Source organism: Laspinema olomoucense D3b, assembly GCF_025370785.1.
Classification (GTDB): Bacteria; Cyanobacteriota; Cyanobacteriia; order Cyanobacteriales; family Laspinemataceae; genus Laspinema; species Laspinema olomoucense.
On sequence record NZ_JAMXFA010000004.1, the window covers coordinates 194,207 to 214,019 of the forward strand.

13 protein-coding genes are annotated in these 19,813 nt (G+C 47.0%); 5 read left to right on the forward strand and 8 right to left on the reverse strand.

Annotated elements, in window-relative coordinates; genetic code table 11:
* The first annotated feature begins 58 nt into the window (after positions 1-58).
* On the forward strand, positions 59-826 hold the full coding sequence (locus tag NG792_RS04440) for a DUF5131 family protein (RefSeq protein WP_261234673.1): 768 nt from the start codon (positions 59-61) through the stop codon (positions 824-826).
* Between the two features lie 7 nt (positions 827-833).
* Here NG792_RS04440 and NG792_RS04445 read toward each other — a convergent pair whose 3' ends face one another.
* From NG792_RS04445 to NG792_RS04455, 3 genes are all read right to left on the reverse strand, one after another.
* A complete protein-coding gene (locus NG792_RS04445) occupies positions 834-1,967 on the reverse strand; it encodes a three-Cys-motif partner protein TcmP (RefSeq protein ID WP_261234674.1) in 1,134 nt (377 codons plus the stop codon).
* A gap of 128 nt (positions 1,968-2,095) precedes the next feature.
* Positions 2,096-5,752, reverse strand: coding sequence for a hydantoinase B/oxoprolinase family protein (locus NG792_RS04450; protein WP_261234675.1), 3,657 nt, complete (start codon positions 5,750-5,752; stop codon positions 2,096-2,098).
* 76 nt (positions 5,753-5,828) lie between these two features.
* Complete coding sequence (locus NG792_RS04455; protein WP_261201580.1) at positions 5,829-6,569, reverse strand: glycerophosphodiester phosphodiesterase; 741 nt, start codon at positions 6,567-6,569, stop codon at positions 5,829-5,831.
* A gap of 57 nt (positions 6,570-6,626) precedes the next feature.
* On the opposite strand from NG792_RS04455, the gene NG792_RS04460 reads away from it, so the two are divergent.
* Complete coding sequence (locus tag NG792_RS04460) at positions 6,627-8,093, forward strand: RecQ family ATP-dependent DNA helicase (RefSeq protein ID WP_261234676.1); 1,467 nt, start codon at positions 6,627-6,629, stop codon at positions 8,091-8,093.
* 203 nt (positions 8,094-8,296) lie between these two features.
* Here the strand turns inward: NG792_RS04460 and NG792_RS04465 are convergent, their stop codons facing one another.
* From NG792_RS04465 to NG792_RS04475, 3 genes are all read right to left on the reverse strand, one after another.
* Positions 8,297-9,004, reverse strand: coding sequence for a DUF1269 domain-containing protein (locus NG792_RS04465; RefSeq protein WP_261201578.1), 708 nt, complete (start codon positions 9,002-9,004; stop codon positions 8,297-8,299).
* A 109-nt stretch (positions 9,005-9,113) separates the two neighbouring features.
* Positions 9,114-9,692 carry a hypothetical protein gene (locus NG792_RS04470; RefSeq protein ID WP_261234677.1) on the reverse strand — a complete coding sequence of 193 codons (579 nt, stop codon included), beginning with the start codon at positions 9,690-9,692 and terminating at the stop codon, positions 9,114-9,116.
* Positions 9,693-9,930: 238 nt separating this feature from the next.
* Positions 9,931-10,221 carry a hypothetical protein gene (locus NG792_RS04475; RefSeq protein ID WP_261234678.1) on the reverse strand — a complete coding sequence of 97 codons (291 nt, stop codon included), beginning with the start codon at positions 10,219-10,221 and terminating at the stop codon, positions 9,931-9,933.
* 244 nt (positions 10,222-10,465) lie between these two features.
* On the opposite strand from NG792_RS04475, the gene NG792_RS04480 reads away from it, so the two are divergent.
* The 3 genes from NG792_RS04480 (at position 10,466) to NG792_RS04490 (ending at position 14,061) form a co-directional block, all read left to right on the forward strand.
* Complete coding sequence (locus NG792_RS04480; protein ID WP_261234679.1) at positions 10,466-12,058, forward strand: hypothetical protein; 1,593 nt, start codon at positions 10,466-10,468, stop codon at positions 12,056-12,058.
* Between the two features lie 215 nt (positions 12,059-12,273).
* The gene (locus tag NG792_RS04485; protein WP_261234680.1) at positions 12,274-13,047 is read left to right on the forward strand and encodes an SH3 domain-containing protein; all 774 of its coding nucleotides are present in this window, start codon (positions 12,274-12,276) and stop codon (positions 13,045-13,047) included.
* A gap of 168 nt (positions 13,048-13,215) precedes the next feature.
* A complete protein-coding gene (locus tag NG792_RS04490) occupies positions 13,216-14,061 on the forward strand; it encodes a M48 family metallopeptidase (RefSeq protein WP_261201573.1) in 846 nt (281 codons plus the stop codon).
* Positions 14,062-14,127: 66 nt separating this feature from the next.
* Here NG792_RS04490 and NG792_RS04495 read toward each other — a convergent pair whose 3' ends face one another.
* Together NG792_RS04495 and NG792_RS04500 are read right to left on the reverse strand one after the other, a co-directional pair.
* Positions 14,128-15,963: an ABC transporter ATP-binding protein gene (locus NG792_RS04495; protein WP_261201572.1), complete on the reverse strand. Its 1,836-nt coding sequence runs from the start codon at positions 15,961-15,963 to the stop codon at positions 14,128-14,130.
* Between the two features lie 31 nt (positions 15,964-15,994).
* Positions 15,995-19,693 carry a two-partner secretion domain-containing protein gene (locus tag NG792_RS04500; RefSeq protein ID WP_261234681.1) on the reverse strand — a complete coding sequence of 1,233 codons (3,699 nt, stop codon included), beginning with the start codon at positions 19,691-19,693 and terminating at the stop codon, positions 15,995-15,997.
* Positions 19,694-19,813 lie beyond the last annotated feature (120 nt).

Here is a 19,813-nt window from a genome sequence, read left to right on the forward strand (position 1 = left end):
TAACAGACTAAAGAGGTCCTCCAAATTTAATTGCTGTTTTAGGAAAAAATAAAATTTTATGTCAAGTATTCATACGGGTATAGAGTGGACTGATAGAACCTGGAATCCTACCACGGGTTGTACAAAAGTGAGTCCGGGTTGCACCCATTGCTATGCGGAAGCCCTTACAAAACGGTTTCATACCAATTTCCCCAATGGATTTGACTTAACGCTCCATCCAGAACGGATAGAAGAACCCAAGCGGTGGCGAAAACCGAGTCGAATTTTCGTCAATTCAATGAGTGACTTATTCCATGAAGACGTTCCTCTCTATTTTCTTAAAGATGTCTTCGAGGTGATGAAAGAAACCCCGTGGCATATTTATCAAATCTTGACTAAACGTCATGAACGTTTGCTACAGCTTGCACCCCAATTAAAATGGCCTGAAAATGTTTGGATGGGTGTTTCCGTTGAAAATCAAAACTATGTTCAGCGAGTTGACTATTTGCGCCAAGTCCCGGCAACCGTGAGATTTCTCTCCTGTGAACCGCTTTTAGGGCCTTTGGATCTTGACCTGAGAGAGATTCATTGGGTAATTGTCGGCGGTGAATCCGGACCCAAACACCGTCCTTTAAAACTAGAATGGGCCCAAAGTATCCGCCAACAATGCCAGGAATCTGGAGTAGCTTTTTTCTTTAAGCAAGTAGGGGGCAGAACCCCTAAAGCAAACGGTAGATTACTTGATGAACAAATCTGGGATGAAATGCCATACTCTTGGCATAAGCACCAGCAGAAGTGGGGGAGGAATTCGGTCAAATTTCCCTTAGCTCCAGGAGTGGGGAAATAAGCTAAGTTTACTGGGCATTTTTGGAGAGAAATGTCACTTTTACTTCATCGGAAAAGGTAATTTCTCCTTTTAATTTTCGGCGTTTGTTAGCCGGTGGATTAGCTAAAATTTTTCCAGCCTGCTCTAATTTTTTCAGCGCTTCTTTGTAATTGACCTTGATATAGCGCCTGTCCACGTGATGTTGCTCGTAAACCTGTTTCATTGTCATTGTTTTCCCAGCAAATTCATTGATTAACATATCTGTCAACTCGTCTAAGGGTCTTGACAGTTCAAAGAGTAAAGGCTGAAACTGTGTTGCTACATTATACTCGAACAATGGCACTCCTTGTTCTTTGCTAGAGCTTTGTTTGGCCATAATTTCTTTCATAATTTCGTATCCCCGAACGTGCTTGGATACAAAAATTAAATGATGGCTCGTTCGGCTTCCTGTTGCATCTTTAAAACCAAAGGGTAAAACATAATCACCTCCGATTTCTTTCAAGGCTTTTGAGATATCTTCCAGAATTATCAATTCTCGTTCATAGGAACGCTTGGATTCCAGTTTTTCTCGCAGTAAGTCTGCTCGCTCTTTACCAAACAGCGAATTCATATGTTCTTGTACTGCGGGGTTACTTAATCCCATGTTAATTCGATTGTAATTAAAGAAAAATATACAGTCACAGCCCCAATTCTTAATTACCGAACCAATGAGTTTAAGGGACAACCCTTTATAGCCCCAAGGGTCTATAAAAAAAAGGGCGGGCACTGATTGAAGGAGTTTCAATTCTGCGATAATGTTTTCCCCAACTTCCATGTTTAGAATTCGAGGAGGGTGATATAATTTTGTTATATCTGGTAAGGCGTTAATCGCTTTTTGAAGCGATTGGGTATTATCTGAATCTAAATCGTTAAAGAGTGTAACTAGCTTTTGGCACATATCATCATCGCAAAGCGCCTGTTCCAAAATCTTTAAAGGGGTGGACTTAGCTCCATCTTTGTAACGCCCTGGCCCCGAAAATAAATCCACATAAGCAATGTTCATTTTACTTTTTTTAGCCCAAGGGATAATTACCTTTGCCCAAGCCCAAAAGTATTTTGAAACAATTTCAGCTTTGACTAGAGATTGTTCAGTAAACTCATTAAAAAAAGAACTATTGCTCATAAGACTATCTTCCAAAATTTTACCGATTGCGACAATTGTCTAGTTGATATGGGGGGAGGCCATTCTGGAATGGCCTCCCCCTTTTGGAATGATTAGCGTAGTAATTTCCCACTCTAATCTAAATTGACCTAATCAGAAGTTAGAGCCCCATAACCTCCGCCTCCCGGGGTTTGAATGGTAAAGATATCTCCGGGATTCATTTGAACCGCGCTGGTGCTTCCTAATTCTTCAATTGTACCATCGCTGCGTTCAACTAAATTATGCCCGATCGCACCGTCGCCGCCTTGATTTAATCCCGCCGGGGGAATGCGTCGGTGATTGGATAAAATTGCTGCCGTCATCGGTTCCAAAAATCGCAGGCGGCGAATCACTCCATTTCCCCCGGTATATTGCCCTGTTCCGCCGCTATTTTCGCGAATGGAAAAGCTTTCTAACCGGACGGGAAATCGCCATTCTAAAACTTCCGGATCCGTGAGGCGGGAATTGGTCATGTGGGTTTGAATGGCATCGGTTCCGTGGAAGTTGGGACCGGCACCAGAACCGCCACAAATGGTCTCATAATATTGATGGCGATCGCTGCCAAAGGTGAAGTTATTCATGCTGCCTTGGGATGCTGCCATCACTCCAAGAGCGAGGTACAAAGCATCAACGATCGCCTGAGAGGTTTCCACATTTCCTGCTACCACTGCTGCTGGATAGCAGGGGTTTAATAAGCTGCCTTTTGGAATAATAATATTCAGCGGTTTGAGACATCCAGCATTCAGCGGAATGTTATCATTAACTAAAGTGCGAAATACATACAAAACAGCCGCTTTACAGACTGCTGCTGGAGCATTAAAATTGCTGTGGAGTTGGTCCGATGTGCCGGTAAAATCAATGGTGGCACTGCGGTTATTTTTATCAATGCTAATTTTGACGTGAATTTCTCCCCCCTCATCCATTTGGTAGGTAAATTCGCCATTTTTGAGTACAGCAATTGCCCGTCGGACGGATTCTTCGGCATTATCCTGAACATATCCCATATAGGATTCTACCGTTTTCAAACCATAGTGTTCGACCATTTTTTGGAGTTCTTGCACCCCACGCTCGTTGGCGGCAATTTGCGCTTGTAAATCGGCAATGTTTTGGTCAGGATTTCGCGCGGGATATTCGGCCCTGGTGAGAATCTCTAATAACTGGGATTCTTGGAATTTTCCAGCTTTGATGATTTGGACATTATCCAATAATACTCCTTCTTCGACCACGGTTTTGCTATGGGGTGGCATTGAACCCGGGGTAATACCGCCAATATCCGCATGATGTCCTCGGGAGGCAACGTAAAATAAAATGTCCTTTTCGGCCTTATCAAACACTGGGGTAATCACTGTAATATCGGGTAAGTGCGTGCCGCCATTATACGGATTATTGGACACATAAACATCCCCGGATTTAACCGTTTTCCCTTGAGCCTTCATTAAAGCTTCTACGCTTTCACTCATTGAGCCTAAATGCACGGGAATATGAGGAGCATTTGCCACCAGTTGACCGGCGCGATCAAAGATGGCGCAGGAGAAATCTAGGCGTTCTTTGATATTGACAGAAGAGGCGGTATTTTGTAAGGTAATCCCCATTTGTTCGGCAATAGCGCGGAACAAATTGTTAAAGATTTCTAAGAGGACCGGATCCGGGTTAGTTGCGGCGATCGCCTGGGTTTCTATCCGAGGCATTTCGGCGCTGGATACCCGGTTTAAGACTAAGTAATTCCGCTCCGTAATTTGCACTTGCCAACCGGCGGAAATGGCATTTGTGCCAGTTTGTTCTATGATTAAAGCCGGTCCATTAAGGGTATCTCCCGGTTGCAATTGTTGGCGCTCAAAAACGGGAGTTTCCTGCCAGGAACCTCCATCGTACATGGGGACGGTGGCAATCGGTGAGGGAACTGCCTCTGATCGCCGGGGAACGGTAGGTTCCTCCGGGGGTATCATCTGCTGCACTACTTCGACAGAAACCGTTTCTACAATTAAGGATTTATCCTCTTTAATAAATCCATACCGTTGACGGTGTTCGGCTTCAAATGCCGCTTTGAGGATGGCGGTATTGTCCGCAAAATCGACAATTAAGCTGGAGTCTGTGCCTTCGTATTTCAGATGCAGTTTAGCCACGGAAACGAGTCCCCCAGTTCCCTCAATGTTCTGGCTTAATTCGGCTTTTCCGTCGGCTTCCAGTTGGGATAATTGAGTTTGCAACTGGGTCAATAATTCAGCCGTTAAAGAAGCTTCTACGGCCCGTTGGCGGATGGTGCGAATATCTGCTAATCCCATACCATAAGCGGATAAAACGCCAGCAAAGGGATGGATAAAGACCCGTTTCATGCCCAAGGTATCGGCAATTTGGCAGGCGTGTTGACCTCCGGCCCCACCAAAGCAACAGAGGGTATATTCAGAGACATCATATCCCCGTTGTAGGGAAATTTTTTTTATGGCATTTGCCATATTTTCTACGGCGATCGCCAGGAATCCCGCAGCGACTTGTTCCGGAAGTCGGTCATCTCCTGTGGCTTGTTTAATCTGGTGGGCCATTTCGTTAAATTTGTCCCGAACAATGTCTGAATCTAAAGGTAAATCTCCATTAATTCCAAACACTTTTGGAAAAAATTGCGGTTGAATTTTCCCTAACATCACATTACAATCAGTGACAGTTAATGGTCCTCCTTTGCGATAGGAAGCAGGGCCAGGATTTGCCGCAGCCGACTCGGGACCGACGCGATAACGTGACCCATCAAAAAATAGGATTGACCCGCCACCAGCAGCAACAGTATGAATAGACATCATCGGAGTTCTTAATCGCACTCCGGCAATTTCTGTTTCAAATTCTCGTTCATATTCGCCGTTATAATGGGCAACATCGGTGGACGTGCCACCCATATCAAAGCTGATAATTTTCTCAAATCCAGCCTTTTTGCTGGTTTCTACGGCCCCAACAATTCCACCAGCAGGACCGGATAAGATGCTATCTTTGCCTTGAAATTGTCGTGCATCGGTTAACCCGCCATTGGATTGCATGAACATCAGGCGATTATCTAAGGCGTCAGGATTAGCGGAGATTTCTCCAGAAACGCGATCGACATAGCGACGCAAAATTGGGGAAAGATAGGCATCTACAACGGTGGTATCTCCCCGACTCACAAGCTTCATTAAAGGACTGACTTGGTGAGAAACCGAGACTTGAGTAAATCCAATATTTTGGGCGAGTTTAGCAATTTGTTGTTCATGGTGAGGATAACGATATCCATGCATCAAAACAATTGCACAACTTCTAATTTGGCTATCATACGCCGCTTGTAATTCCTGGATTAAAGGTGCTTCGTTAACGGGTTGTAATTCTTCTCCCTGAGCGCTGTAGCGTTCTTCTACTTCAATGGTTTTTTCATAGAGCATTTCGGGTAACAAAATTTCCCGGGCGAAGATATCGGGGCGGTTTTGATAGCCGATTCTGAGGGCATCTTTAAATCCTTTGGTTATCACTAAAACCGTGCGATCGCCTTTGCGTTCTAATAAGGCATTGGTGGCAACTGTTGTCCCCATTTTAATCGCCGCAATTTGGTCAATGGGTATGGGTTCATCCCCAGATATTCCCATGAGTTCTCGTATCCCTTGGACCGGCGCATCTTTGTATCGTTCTGGATTTTCGGATAGCACTTTATGCACCACCAATTGCCCATCAGGACGCTTCGCGACTACATCGGTAAAAGTACCCCCGCGATCAATCCAAAATTCCCAGCGATTATCTGAATTAATTAAAGTCATACTAATTTTGTTGAAACTTGGAATGCTTTGACTATTTTAAATCATGCCAAGTAAAATCCGCAAGGGTCGCCAAACCCTATTGAATTTTTAGTTCCAACATTTCTGGCACTAAGCAGTTGGTCGCTATTCTCACAATTCCTAATTCAAGCAATCTTTCTAGGTCTTTTGGCTGATCTACGGTCCAAGCGACGATATCGACTCCTTGTTCTCGACAGAGGTTAATTAAGGCCGGATTTTTAATTAACAGTTTATACTTGCTCATCATGACGGTATTTCCCCCTTGGGCAGCTTTGGTTAATTGTCTGCGGAATGCAGCCCGATTGGCGACCAGATAGGCAAATGAGAAATCCTCACTGCGTTCGCGAACCCGGTCAATAAAAGATCCATTGAAAGAGGCAATGACGCATCGATTTTTAAATTGGTGTTTTATCAGCATTTCAATTAATTCATCTATTTTTTTATCGGTCCAGTAAGAATGAGTTTTAACTTCTATATACAAAAATTTTTTAATATCTTGCAAGGCCATCAAGGCTTCTTCTAAAGTCGGAATTGGTTCTCCCTTAAATCGCCAATCAAACCAAGAACCCGCTTCTCGATTCTTAATTTGGTCTAGGGTTTTCTTCCTAACTTTTCCCCGAATTCCCGTGGTCCGGGTTAAGGTGGAATCATGAATCACCATCGGCACTCCATCGGCACTTAACTGCACATCAAACTCGATGGAGTCCGCCTGATGTTCGATCGCCGCCAAAAATGCCGCCAGAGTGTTTTCTGGGGCGATACTGGAGTATCCTCGATGGGCGATAATTTCTAGCTGCATGATCTCAATCCGGTAAAATAAATAACTGTCCTATTTGTAACATAACCTTTTTTGCAAATGGAAGACCATAACAGTGCATCCTGGAGTCAGGTCCGGGATGCGTTCCGGGAAATCTGGGGATACGATGATTTTAGAAGTCCCCAAGGAGAAATCGTGCAGACTCTGTTGCAGGGGAAAGATGCGCTGATTGTCTTACCCACGGGTGGGGGAAAGTCCATTTGCTTTCAACTCCCGGCGTTACTGCAAAGCGGATTAACTCTGGTGGTGTCGCCGTTGGTGGCATTGATGGAAAATCAGGTGCAAGAACTACGCGATCGCCACTTAAATGCGGCACTTCTACATGGGGAAGTTCCCACCAAACAGCGCAAAGCAACCCTAAACGCCCTAGAAAACAATCAATTACGGTTATTATATCTCTCCCCGGAAACGTTGCTAAGTCCCCCGGTTTGGCAGCGTTTATTGGACCCGAAATTAGCAATTAATGGGATAATTTTAGATGAGGCACACTGTTTAGTTCAATGGGGAGATACATTTCGCCCCGCCTATCGTCGTTTGGGTGCGGTTCGTCCTGCCCTTTTGAAATCCAAACCAGCAGGTTCTAAACTGGCGATCGCAGCGTTTACCGCCACCGCTGATCCTATCGCCCAGAAAACGATTCAATCCGTTTTAAAATTACACAAACCCAGCCAATTTTTACTCAGTCCTTATCGGTCTAATCTCTCCTTGCAAATTCAAATTGCTTGGACTCCACGCGGGCGTCGGCAACGGATGTTACAGTTTATCCAGTCTCAGGATTTTCAGTCTGGTTTAGTCTATGTTAGAACTCGTCAGGATGCGGAAGAATTGGCAACTTGGTTAGGGCAACAAGGATGCAAAACTAGCCCTTATCATGCCGGTTTGAGTGGGGAGGAACGCCGAAATATTGAAAGCAATTGGATTGGCGATTCCCTGCAATTTGTGGTTTGTACTTGTGCCTTTGGTATGGGGGTGAATAAACCCAATGTGCGTTGGGTTTTACATTATCAAACTCCGGCTTTATTATCAGAATATATTCAAGAAATGGGCCGCGCTGGCCGAGATGGTAAACCGGCGATGGCACTTTCTTTAATTAGTGAATGTACGGGATGGTTAGACCCTCAAGATGAACATCAGCGACAATTTGTGGCAACGCAACAACAAACACTCTATCGCCGCGCTCAAAATTTGGTGAAAAAGTTACCCAATCAGGGAAATATTAATCAAGTAATTGAACAGTATCCTGATGGGGCGATCGCCCTATCTTTACTGCATAGTATGGGGCAGTTACAATGGCAGGACCCGTTTCATTACCGGATTACTCGTTCCGGTTCTTCTTCCGGTTTATCCGGCGCTCATCCGACTCAACAGATGAAGCAATTTCTGTTAACTCGGGAATGCCGGTGGCAGTTTTTATTACAAGCATTTGGCTTTGGACAAGAGGCATTAGGGATGCGATGTGGTCATTGTGATAACTGTTTGGGTAAGCGCTTTTTAGGTTTTATTTAATTATAATTTGGAGAAAGTTTCAGGCCGCCAAACCGCTGATTTTCACGGCCAGTTGTTTTATCTCTTAGCCCGCGCAGGCGGGCTTTGTCCGTATAGTCCCACCCTTTAGGGTGCGGATTTCTATAGCACAAAAACCCCCAAAAATCTCGGATCAGAGGGCAACCCACCCCGAGGTTTTTGGGAAGTTTTTGCATAGGAAGGTATTAGGGAATTCTGGGATTTGGAAAAGAATTTGGACCTGTTAAAGAGGGGTGATTGGGAAGATTAACTGGAGGAGTTGCAGGCATTGCAGCAGGATTGACGAGGGGTTCGCCAGGAAGACGATAAATTCCCCATTCTTGGATGCCTCTTCCGGTTAGAATTTCTTCGGCCCGTTCTATTTCATAAACTGAACCTTCAACGATTAGTAAATAGTGGCCTTGGGAGAGGCGATTGTTATAGATTGTGGCTCGTTCGTCGGGGATACCTAAACCGGCTAATGCTCCAACTAAACCGCCTGTAGCAGCCCCGAGTGCACCCCCGGCTAGGGTATTCAGCAGGATGGTTGCCACCGTCCCTCCGGCGAGTACAGGGCCAATTCCGGGAAGGGATAAGGCGGCTAGGGCTTGCAACAAGCCGATAAAGCCTCCCACGGTTCCCCCGGCTACGGCACCCGTCGCAGCCCCGTCCCCGGCTAGGGTTCCGGTGGCCTCGGTGGTATGCACAGGGGGTGCGGGGCTGGCGGCATCTCCCATTGTGAGGTGAGAATTCATATTTGCCTCTCCTATATTCCGAGAACGGGGGAGGTCCGGGGCAATAAGTGAGAGGTTGTTGAGGGGAAAGCCTGCTTGTCGAAGTTGGTAAAAAGCGGCTTCCGCATCTTCATAACGATCGAAGACGCCTACGGCACGTCTAAGTTCATCTACAATCATGATTGACCTCCATTGGATGTTTTGATGTTAAATATGGGTCAGTTTGCCGATCGCCACGCCGGATCTCCGACGGATTTTGATCGCACAACTGACCCCACGGAAAGGGAAGTTAGTCAGACAGGAGAGTGCTTCCCCGGGACGATCGCTCGTGGATTTCCCACTCTTGGATACCGCGAGCGTTTAAAATGCGACTGGCGAGGGCAATTTCGCGATCGCTGCCGGTGAGAATCAGCAGATAATCCCCCTTAACTACCCGTTCCCAATAGCGGTGAGCGCGATCGGTGGACATCCCATAAGCCATCAAACGACCCACGATACCCCCAGTCGCCGCACCGATCGCCCCTCCCGCTACCAGAACCGTCCCTAAAGTTGCCACTTCGACCCCAGCCAGGAGGATAGGTCCAATCCCCGAAAGTGCTAAGATGCTGAGGCTAACCAGCAACCCCAGAACCATCCCCAAACTTCCCCCGGTTAGAGCCCCGGCAAGTCCGGTTGCTTGCACTGGATTATCAAGGGTTGTTATTTCCTTTGGATTGGGGGTGAGCGTCCGAATCTGATTCCGTTTTCGGGCGATCGCTGAAATGTTTTTCATCGGAAAGCCTGCGGATTTTAGGTCGCACAGAGCGACTGCGGCTTTTTCCATACTGGGGAATAATCCAACCGCTCGTTTCTGTGGATTGAATACCATGCTTCCTCTCTTTACAATTTATTAAAATTGACGGGATTTTCCGGGAATTGCAGTAAAATAAAACTGGTAAAAACTGTTTTATATCCTTCCTAGGATAGCCCAAATCTCTAAGAAAATCCCTCAGTCTTGAGAATGACCTTTTGCTCTATCCCTAGAAAGATAAAAGCTGCATCGCCTTCTCGACTAATGCAGCCTGATCCAATGGGTAAATCTCCCAATTTATGTGGATTTTTTTAATTTAGCGGTTGGTTTCTTCCACCGACTGCGGGGGTTGAGTTAGGCCCCAACGATTCAATAAATTAACCACGCCGATCGCCGCTACAACCCCAATACTCAGGCCAATAACGATTAAAATTATATAGAGTCGTTTAAAGGCTTCTTGTGTCGCCGAAGTGCCAGAAGTGGGGACATTTTTCCGGCTGTAGGGATTCCCAACTTCTGGATTACCAATGTCAACTCCATCGGCGGTAGGCGGGGGCAGTTCATGAGAGTTTAAAGGTGGAGGGGATGGATCGCTGGGTCGATTCATGATGTAATATTTATCAGCGTTTTTCTTAATATAGCAGAATCACTAGATTCCCGGCTTGACGGGAAATGCTAGACTCTGTTCACGGGATGCCTAGAGTGAATAGAGGGAGATTCATAACTCTCTCGGGGAAGGGCGTCAATTAATCAAATCCTGGAAAATTAAACTTTGAACCCATCCGCTCAACTGCACCCCACCTGGTTTAAAATGAGGGGGATTCTCCTGCATTGATTGACCCCCGGTGACCATGAGTAGAGATTTATTTGCCCAAACTGCGATCGCCCAAATTCCCAAAATCCTCACCCTGTGCGATCGTAACCCCCACAGTCCCACCTATGGCTGTTTTGATCGCAATTTTTGGCATTATAAAATTATTGATTTTCCCAGTGGAATGGCCCAAGAATTTGTTTGGCCCCTGGCTTTAGCCTACCAAACTAACTTACCAGATAACCCATTTTATCAGCAAACCGCTCTCCGAGATTGGGTAGAAGCGGGAATCCTTTATGCCGCTCATGCCGCTCATTCTGATGGCTCTTGTGATGATTATTTTCCCTACGAACGAGCCAGTGGTGCTGCTGCTTTTTCCCTGTTGGCTTGTTTAGAAAGTTACACCCTCCTCAATTTCAATAATTTTGAAATCCTGAAATTTTTTGAACATCGGGCTACTTGGTTAGCCAACCATCATGAAAGTGGTCAGCTTAGCAACCATCAAGCGTTAATTGCCTTATGTTTAGAACTGATTTCTCGTTTGTTAGAAACCAACCGCTGGGACCGGGCTAAAACTGAACGATTAGAACGGGTTTTATCCTGGCAAAGTTCCGAAGGGTGGTTCCAGGAATATGAAGGGTGTGACCCCGGTTATCATACCCTAACCATTGCTTGTTTAGCCCGATTTCATGAACTCTCTCCTGACCCGCGCCTCAAAGAATCATTAATTAAAGCTGTAAAACTCGCGACTCAATTTATCCATCCTGATGGGTCTTATGGAGGAGAATATGCGAGTCGCAATACTTATAATTTTTTCCCGCATGGGTTTGAATGGGTGGGGAAATGGATGCCCGAAGCCTTAGCCATTAACGATTTATTTTTAAAAGGAATCGCCGCAGGTTTAGTTCCTTGTTATGCCGATGACCATATTATCGGGCATCATACTTGGAGTTATTTATTAGCATGGCGAGACTTTGTAGAAAATCGCCTGGGTTTGCCTCCGCGTCCTTTGGGACAAGTTTGGTTAAAAGAGGCACAGTTATTAATAGACCGCCGAGACAAAACGGAGCTTTATTTAGCTTTAAATAAAGGAGGTGTTTTTAAACTTTTTAGGGATGGTAAGCTGGTGGCCTCTGATACTCAGTTTTCTCTTCAAGTTTCCCAAGGAAACCGGATAAAAAATGCGGTGGGACATTTAATTGACCGCTATGATTATCAAGTAGAATCCGATGAAATTTTGATTCAAGGCCAATTGGGTTGGGCCAAGCAAAAACAAATGAACCCCGTGAATTTGTTGATTTTGCGAGTAGTCATGCTCACCGTAGGCCGATTTTTCCCGGATTTAATTCGGAAATTGTTACAAAAAATGCTGATTACTGGAAAGGAAAAAGCCCCGTTTAAATTTATCCGGCGCTTGCAGTGGCAAGATGGAAAATGGCAGATTATGGATGAATTAATGGCCGAGTCTTGGGGGAATGTTCAAGCGGTGGGAATGGGGGGAGACCAAACCTCAATTTATGTGGTGATGAGTCGCACCTTTCAGGCGGGTCAATTGCAACCCTGGCGAGATTTGAGCGATCGCCTCCCCACCCTGACTCATCAAGAACCCCTCAAAGTTGAACGCCAGTTCTAGTTTCTGGTCCGTTGCTTCCATCTTATGCCAAATCCGGGTATAAAAACTCATTTTTATTTCTTAGCCCGCGCAGGCGGGCTTTGTCCGTATAGCCCCACCCTTTAGGGTGCGGGTTAAAGCAGTCTTATGCCAATTCTTAGACTGTCACAGTCTCCGTAAAACTCCGCTGCAAATTGTCGCCATACTAGAGGGAACAAACACAAACAAAACCTTTTATGAGAGTTACATTTTTCGGTGGATTTTCCCTCGGCTTGGTCGTCATCTTACTGTTGGCCTTTGGAATTCTAAATTGGTTAAATGTGCCTGCGGGTAATTTTTTAGATTGGGTAATTGGCGGGGCCAGTTTTTTATGGTTAGTGGTGATTGTGACAGTCCCTTGGAATATCTATTTTCAAGCCAAGGAAGTGGTCGCCGATGCCGAACAATCCGAAGAAAAAAATATTCCCATTGAAGCCAAGCAGTTGGGATATGTGCAGCGGATTGCGAAGCGATCGCTGTGGATTGCCATCGCCCTGCATATCATTTCTACCCTGGTTTTATATGGGTTAGCCGCTACGGGAATTAGTGCGGTGGGATATATTAGTTCGGTGGCGGCATTGCTGTTAACTGGGTTACGTCCGGTGATTCGGGCTTATGAATATATTGCAATGCGGTTAAGCATGATTAGCCGAGAGTTTAAGTATCCCCGAGAAGATGTCTTAGAACTGCGCGATCGCGTTTTAATTTTAGAGGAGAAAATTAAAGATATCTCCGATAGCTTAGATGAAAATAAAGAGGATTCCTGGGTTGCTAATAAAAACCGACAAAGTGCGGCATTGCGCCAAGATTTAAGCCAAGTAGCTGCCTCCTTAGAAAGCTTACGCGCAAGCAATCAGGCGGAACATAATGCCCTGAAGAAAGAGGCACAGAATGCGATCGCTCAATTAACCACCGATGGACAATTCCTCGATCATGTTCGAGAAATCATTCGCTTTTTCAAAACCGCTTAACTGCAATAATACCGCAGTTCTTTCAACCCCCCGAGTCAACTCGGGGTTTTTCTGCTGCGAAAAATCTATCTAAAGATATGTTCAACTCCCTTTACAATTCACCTTCCGATAGAGTGACAGCGGCAAATATATCTGTTATTTTCCAAATAATCGAGTTTGGAAACAGCAGTGACACGACAACTATTTCGGCTATTAATTGGATTTGTGATTGGGCTAGTGGGAGTCTTGAGTTACTGCACAACGCAAGTGGAAAACCCCATTACTGGAGAACAGCAACGCATCCGATTATCTCCCACCGAAGAGGTGCAACTCGGATTGCAAACCCGAGGACAACTGGCAGAACAATTTGGGGGCTTATACCCCGATGCAGCAGTTCAGGAGGCAGTTCAGCGCGTGGGTCAGCGAATTGTCCAACAATCCGTTGTATCTCAATCAGAATATCCCTTTGAATTTCATGTGCTTGAGGATTCCCAAACGGTGAATGCATTTGCACTCCCCGGGGGCCAAATTTTTATTACCAATGGGTTAATGCAACGCCTGAATTCCCAAGCGCAACTTGCGGGAATTTTAGGTCATGAAATTGGTCACGTGGTGGCGCGACATGGTGCAGAACATTTAGCCAAACGAGAACTCGGTTCTACCCTAGTTACGGCAGTGGGAATTGCCACCACCGACGACCAAGGAGGAGGGCAACAAACCGCCGCGATCGCCCGAGTTGCTAATGAAATGATTGCTTTGCGATATGGACGTGAGGCGGAACTAGAAAGCGATCGCCTCGGGGTGCAGTTCATGGCACAAGCGGGTTATGACCCCAGAGCAATGATTCAAGTAATGGAAATCCTCGGTTCCGCCCAATCCGGTTCCCGTTCCCCAGAATTTGTGAGTACACACCCCAATCCCGAAAACCGAATTCAACGTTTAGAAGAGGCGATCGCAGAAGACTTTCCCAATGGAATTCCGCCTCAATTAGAAAGTGTACTTCCCCACTTAACTCCCGTGGCGCTTTGGCCCTAGAGTTGGGCTTTCTGGATGGCAAAGTGCTAAAATAATCCCTATTTAGTTCCTTCTCTATTCTCTGAATTACTGATATCCAGCCGCTTGGAGAGTAAACAATTTGGCATAGCGTCCTTCTGCTTGCATTAACTCCTCATGAGTGCCCTTTTCTATTAGTTCCCCGGCTTCTAAAACAATAATGGTATCGGCCATACGAACGGTGGAAAATCGATGAGAAATCAATAATACCATGCGGTCTTGTGCCAAGCGGCGAAACCGTTCAAAGATTTCAAATTCCGCTTCCGCATCCATTGCCGAGGTGGGTTCGTCTAGGACTAAAATATCCGCTTTGATTCGCATAAAAGCCCGGGAAAGGCCGATTTTTTGCCATTGTCCTCCGGAAAGTTCAGTTCCCGATTTAAACCAGCGTCCCAGTTGGGTATAAAATCCCTGGGGGAGAGTGGCGATGAAGGGTTCCGCCATGCCTTTTTCGGCGGCAGTTTTCCAGCGTGTTTCATCTTCTAAGCTGTCAACATCGCCCACCCCAATATTCTCGCCGACGAGGAATTGGTAGCGCACAAAATCTTGGAAAATGACGCCGATGCGTTGTCGTAAGTGGTTAATATCCCATTGGCGTAAGTCTAATCCGTCGAGAAAAATTTGACCGGAGGAGGGTTCGTAGAGGCGGGTGAGGAGTTTGATTAGGGTGGTTTTTCCGGACCCATTTTTGCCGACTAAGGCGAGTTTTTCTCCAGGTTTTAAATGAAAAGTGATATCGCTTAAGGCAGGTTGGGTGGCGTCGGGATAGGTAAAGGAAACGTTTTGGAATCGGACGCCATCTTGAGGAATGGGTCCTCGGTTGGCACTCCCTTCTGCCTGGGGTATCTCTTGTTCTAAAAATTCATACAAGTTGGACAAATAGAGGTTATCTTCATACATTCCCCCGATCGCACTCAGGGTCGCGGAAAAGCTGGATTGTCCCTGGCGAAATACCATTAAATACATGGTCATATCTCCTAGGGTGATGCTTCCGGAGATGGCAGCGATCGCAATCCAGGCGTAGGTTCCATAAAATGCCAAGCTACTGAGTAACCCCAGTACATATCCCCAAAATCCTCGCCGGAGGGTCAAATTTCGGTCTTCCTGATACAAGCGATGAAAGATATTCCGATACCGATTCAGAAAAACGGGTCCAAGTTGATACAGTTGTACCTCTTTGGCGTAATCTTCCCGCGCAATCAGGGTTTCTAGGTAAATTTGTTCGCGGGTTTCTGGCGATCGCCTTTTAAAAACCCGAAAAGCAGCACCGGCAAACTTTGTTTCCGCTAAAAACGGCGGAATTGCGGCGATCGCCAGTACCACAACCACCCATCCCGAAAACTGCAACAACAATCCACTATATGCCACCAATCCCAAACTCTCTTGCACTAACCCAAAGGTGCGATTCACAAAACTCAGGGGACGACTCGATGCCTCTCGTCTGGCGCGAGTCATTTTGTCATACACCTCAGAATCTTCAAAATGAGACAGGGAAAGGGTCAGCGCTTTTTCTAAAATCAGTTCATTAACAGTTTGTCCCAGGAGGACACGCAACAAGGATTGACAGACACTCAACCCGCGCTGACAAAGGGTCAACATCATCACGGCGATCGCCTCGAATCCCACATACATGAGTGCCGTTTGGGGTCCCGTTCCCGATTCAGCGGCGACGACGACACTATCGATAATTAACTTCCCCAAATAGGCAATTCCTGCGGGTAATACCCCCGCCATTCCCGTGAGAAAAGCTACAATTGCGGTTAAAATTGGGCTAGTTTTCCAGACTAATTGCACCGCTCTTTTGCTATACTTAAAAGCGGATAAACTAGAGCGGAAACTTGGCCTAATCTGACTGAATACATTCTCGCGATCGCGCCTTCTCATCGTTTATCTCAATGCCTCTTTTTCATATTTTTCAGGGGTTACACTGGGGGGTCACAATTCCTAACGGTTGCCGCATTTCTTGGAGTGGCACTTCTGCCAGTAACTTTATTTTACCTTGATTATCCCGAGACCAACCCTGCGCTTCTACCAATTCCCCGGAAATCTCCCCCGGATTGCTTCCCATTGGAGTAATCTGGCGCGGGAATCCCTCCCCTGAGTTTCCCCGGGTTGCGGGGTCAGAATGACCTAAATCAATCAAGGTAGACTCAGGGGCGATCGCATCATTCGGACTCGGTGGTAAACCCCCTCTGCCTGTTACCACAACGCTATTTTCCTGGGTATTCTTGGCCGAACAATTCTGCATCACAACATTTGTCAGATCCACCAAATTTGCTGGTAAATCTACTAACCCAGATGTGGGATCAACTTCCGGTGTATTCACTTCGACAATCCCATCAAATTGCGGACCCTGAGCAGAAGTTGCCGTAATATCACTGGTGTTAGCACTGCCAATTCGGCGCGCCTGTGCGCCAAAAATTCCTTGGGTATTAATAATTACTTGACCCCCGGAGGATTGTTCAGAATTGGCGGTGATATTACTATTATTAATTGCTACAATATTATCCGCAGTAAGGATAATATTTCCGCCGGTTCCTGTCCCCGTGGCATTGGTGGTAATTTGGCTATTATTTTGTAAAATCAGGTCCGGCGATCGCAGGGTAATATTGCCCCGGTCGCCGCTGGCAGTCTCCGAGGATAACAACGCGCGATCGCTCAAAGTTACCCGTTCCCCTGCTGTTAAAGTGATACTCCCTGCTGCACCTTCCCTCGTCGCACTGGTGAGAATTTGGCTATCGTTGCTGAGGTCAATTTGATTCGCATTCACCGCAATCTCGCCACTAGGAAACGCCGTGGTTGAACGCGCACTCAAAATCGCCCCATCGGACACCTGTAATCGGTCCGTGGCGATCGTTAACCCACCCCCAGACCCCTGCGCTGCCTCCTCCGTACTACTAAACACCCCGGAAGTAAAACTCCCATTGGGACTTTTGCCACTCACGGTCATTCCCTGAGTGACATTCAGGCGAATCTCACCAGAATCTCCCGTTCCTCGGGTGAGGGCCTGAATCCCTGCACCCCCTGTCACCGTCAGATTATCGGCATTAATCTGGATATCTCCCGCATTGCCGACTGCATCCTCCTCCACGGTACTCGCTAACCCGCTAAAATCTCCCAATGTATTCACCCCTGTAAGAACCGCATTGGAAACTTGAATCTGGATGTCTCCAGAATTCCCTTCCCCGCGCGTCAGGGTTTGGATTTGCGCACCTTGGCTCACTTCTAGGGTCCGGGATTGGAGATTAATACTTCCTGCATTTCCCAGCGCATCAGTTTCTACGGTAGTAAAAATCCCGGTCGTCGCCCCTTTTCCCGCCTCACCTACAACCGAGGTAGGCGGAGGAGTTGGGACAGGGTTTCGAGGAGGAGTTGCTGGGGTTGAGGTTGGGGGTATCGTTGGTATCCCTGGATCAATGACTTCGGTTGGCGCATCTTCAACCAGACTCAGTGGCGTCACCGGGGGAAAGGATAAAATGGGTTCAGAAGCGTTAGGATTGCGCTGAGTGTCATTTCCCCGGATGGAAATACTCTGCGCCATTTGGATTTGAATATTGCCTGCATTTCCCTCTTGACCATCAAAGGTACTGCCGACAATTTGTGCACCGTCACTCATCAAGAGCGATCGCCCGATGATCTGAATTCCCCCGCTATTTCCCTCAGCAATCGTAGGAAGGATGCCGGTGAAGGGATCACGGGATATGGGTCCAACACTGCTAAAAATTACGGTATTTGCGCCAGTCAGGGCCACATCTTCTCGCACTTGGATCGCCACCGGACCAGCATTTCCCAGTCCCAAGGTCGCGGCAACCAATTGAGCCCCCTCACTCAGAAAGAGCGATCGCGCCTGTATATCAATTCCCCCAGTATTTCCCTCATAGACTCCAGAGGTAACCGTACTCAAAATTCCCGTCCCCACTCCCTGCAAGGTAACGGCATCATCGGCGCTAATTTTTACAGGACCAACATTTCCAAATCCCGAAGCAAGGGCCTGGATTTGTGCGCCACCGCTCATAGACAGGGCTCCGGTATTCATCTCAATCCCATCGGTGTTCCCGTTGCCTGCACTATTATTAAAAATACTGGTATTACTTCCGGTCAGCTCGGCCAACTCTCTCACTTGAAGGACAATTTTACCAGCATTGCCCGTTCCCTGGGTTCGGGAAATCACTTGAGCACCCTCACTCAGAAAGAGCGATCGCCCTTCAATCTCAATCCCCTCACTATTACCAATTCCACTCTGAGCCACCGTATTAAAAATTGCCGTACCTGCGCCGGAAAGACTCACTCCCTCCGTTGTGCGAATCGAAACCCCTCCTGCATTTCCCTGATTTTGGGTAATCGACTGGACTTGAGCGCCATTATTTAAAGCCACCGTTTCCGCTTGAATCTCGATTCCTCCGCTGTTTCCCAATCCTCTGCGTTCAGCGAGTCCGTCCCCCAATTTTACCAGGCTAAAAATGCCCGTCTCTGTCCCCGTTAGAGTTAATCCCTCAGCCACCTGAATCACAACCTGACCCGCATTTCCTCCGCCATTTTGCACCACGGCACTCACTTGCGACCCCTCACTCACCCAGAGAGATTGTCCCCTCACGGTCACATTCCCGCCATTTCCCGTGGCATTAAACCCGACTTGGTTGCCGATCGCACTTTGTTGAGTGAGGGTAATCGCACCTGTCGCATCCAAGGTAATCTCTCCCCCTTGGGCCGTGGGTCCCCCTAAACTGGTCTGAATCCCGGCGATGATTCGACTTCCTCCAGACATTTGGATGTTACGTCCCTGGAGGGAAATATCCCCTCCATCATTGCTAATCACCGACAGCACACTGTTATTGCTCAGAAAAATATCACCCCTCGGATTTGGGGTATCCCCGATGGGAGTCTGGTGCAACGTCACTCCCGCATTCTCCCACTGCAAGGCAGTCGTTCCATTTGAACCCACAGCATTTAACGCCACCAGACCCCCGGGTGCGCGCAACTGTCCCGAGGCGATCGTCACCTCGGACCCTGCCAATGCCAACGTCTGACCCGGTTGCAGGATCAAGTTTGCCCCCTGCACCTCTATTCCCCTGGGGTTGCTACCATATTGCAGTCCTACGGGCACTGTCACCGACAACAGAGGTGTCTGAACCTCCCCCCCGACAGCAGTAAACTCACTCCCATCGGCAAAAGTAAACCCGTTCGCCGTACTTGCTACAAACGAACCCCCTAGATTCAAACTGGCATTTGGCCCAAAAATGATGCCATTGGGATTGAGTAAAAACAGATTGGCGATGCCATTGGCTTGAATTAATCCATCAATCGTTGAACCGCCACCCCCCGTAATTCGGGTGAAAATATTTTGAATTTCTAGGGGATTATTAAACAAAGCAGTCCCACCCGTCGGGAGATTAAACTGCTCAAAACTATGAAATAAATTACCCCCTGATGTAGTACCTCCATCAATGGTCAAAGTCGCTCCAGTGGGGGTAACGATGGAATTAATCGGCAGGGTAGCATCAGGAATGATTTGGGCGTAACTGGGACCCGTGGTAGCAATCCCCCCGAGACAAAACAGGACGACTGCGAATTGGCGGATTCCCGGATTACCAGAGTGGGAGTCAGGTGTTTGCATAAACCCGGATATAAATTATTTCAACAGGAATACCGAGCCTTGTTTAATTGATTATTCCTGAGAATGGTTAATTCCGCAATTGGCGGGATTTGGTCCGAACTCATCAATCCGGTGAGGTAT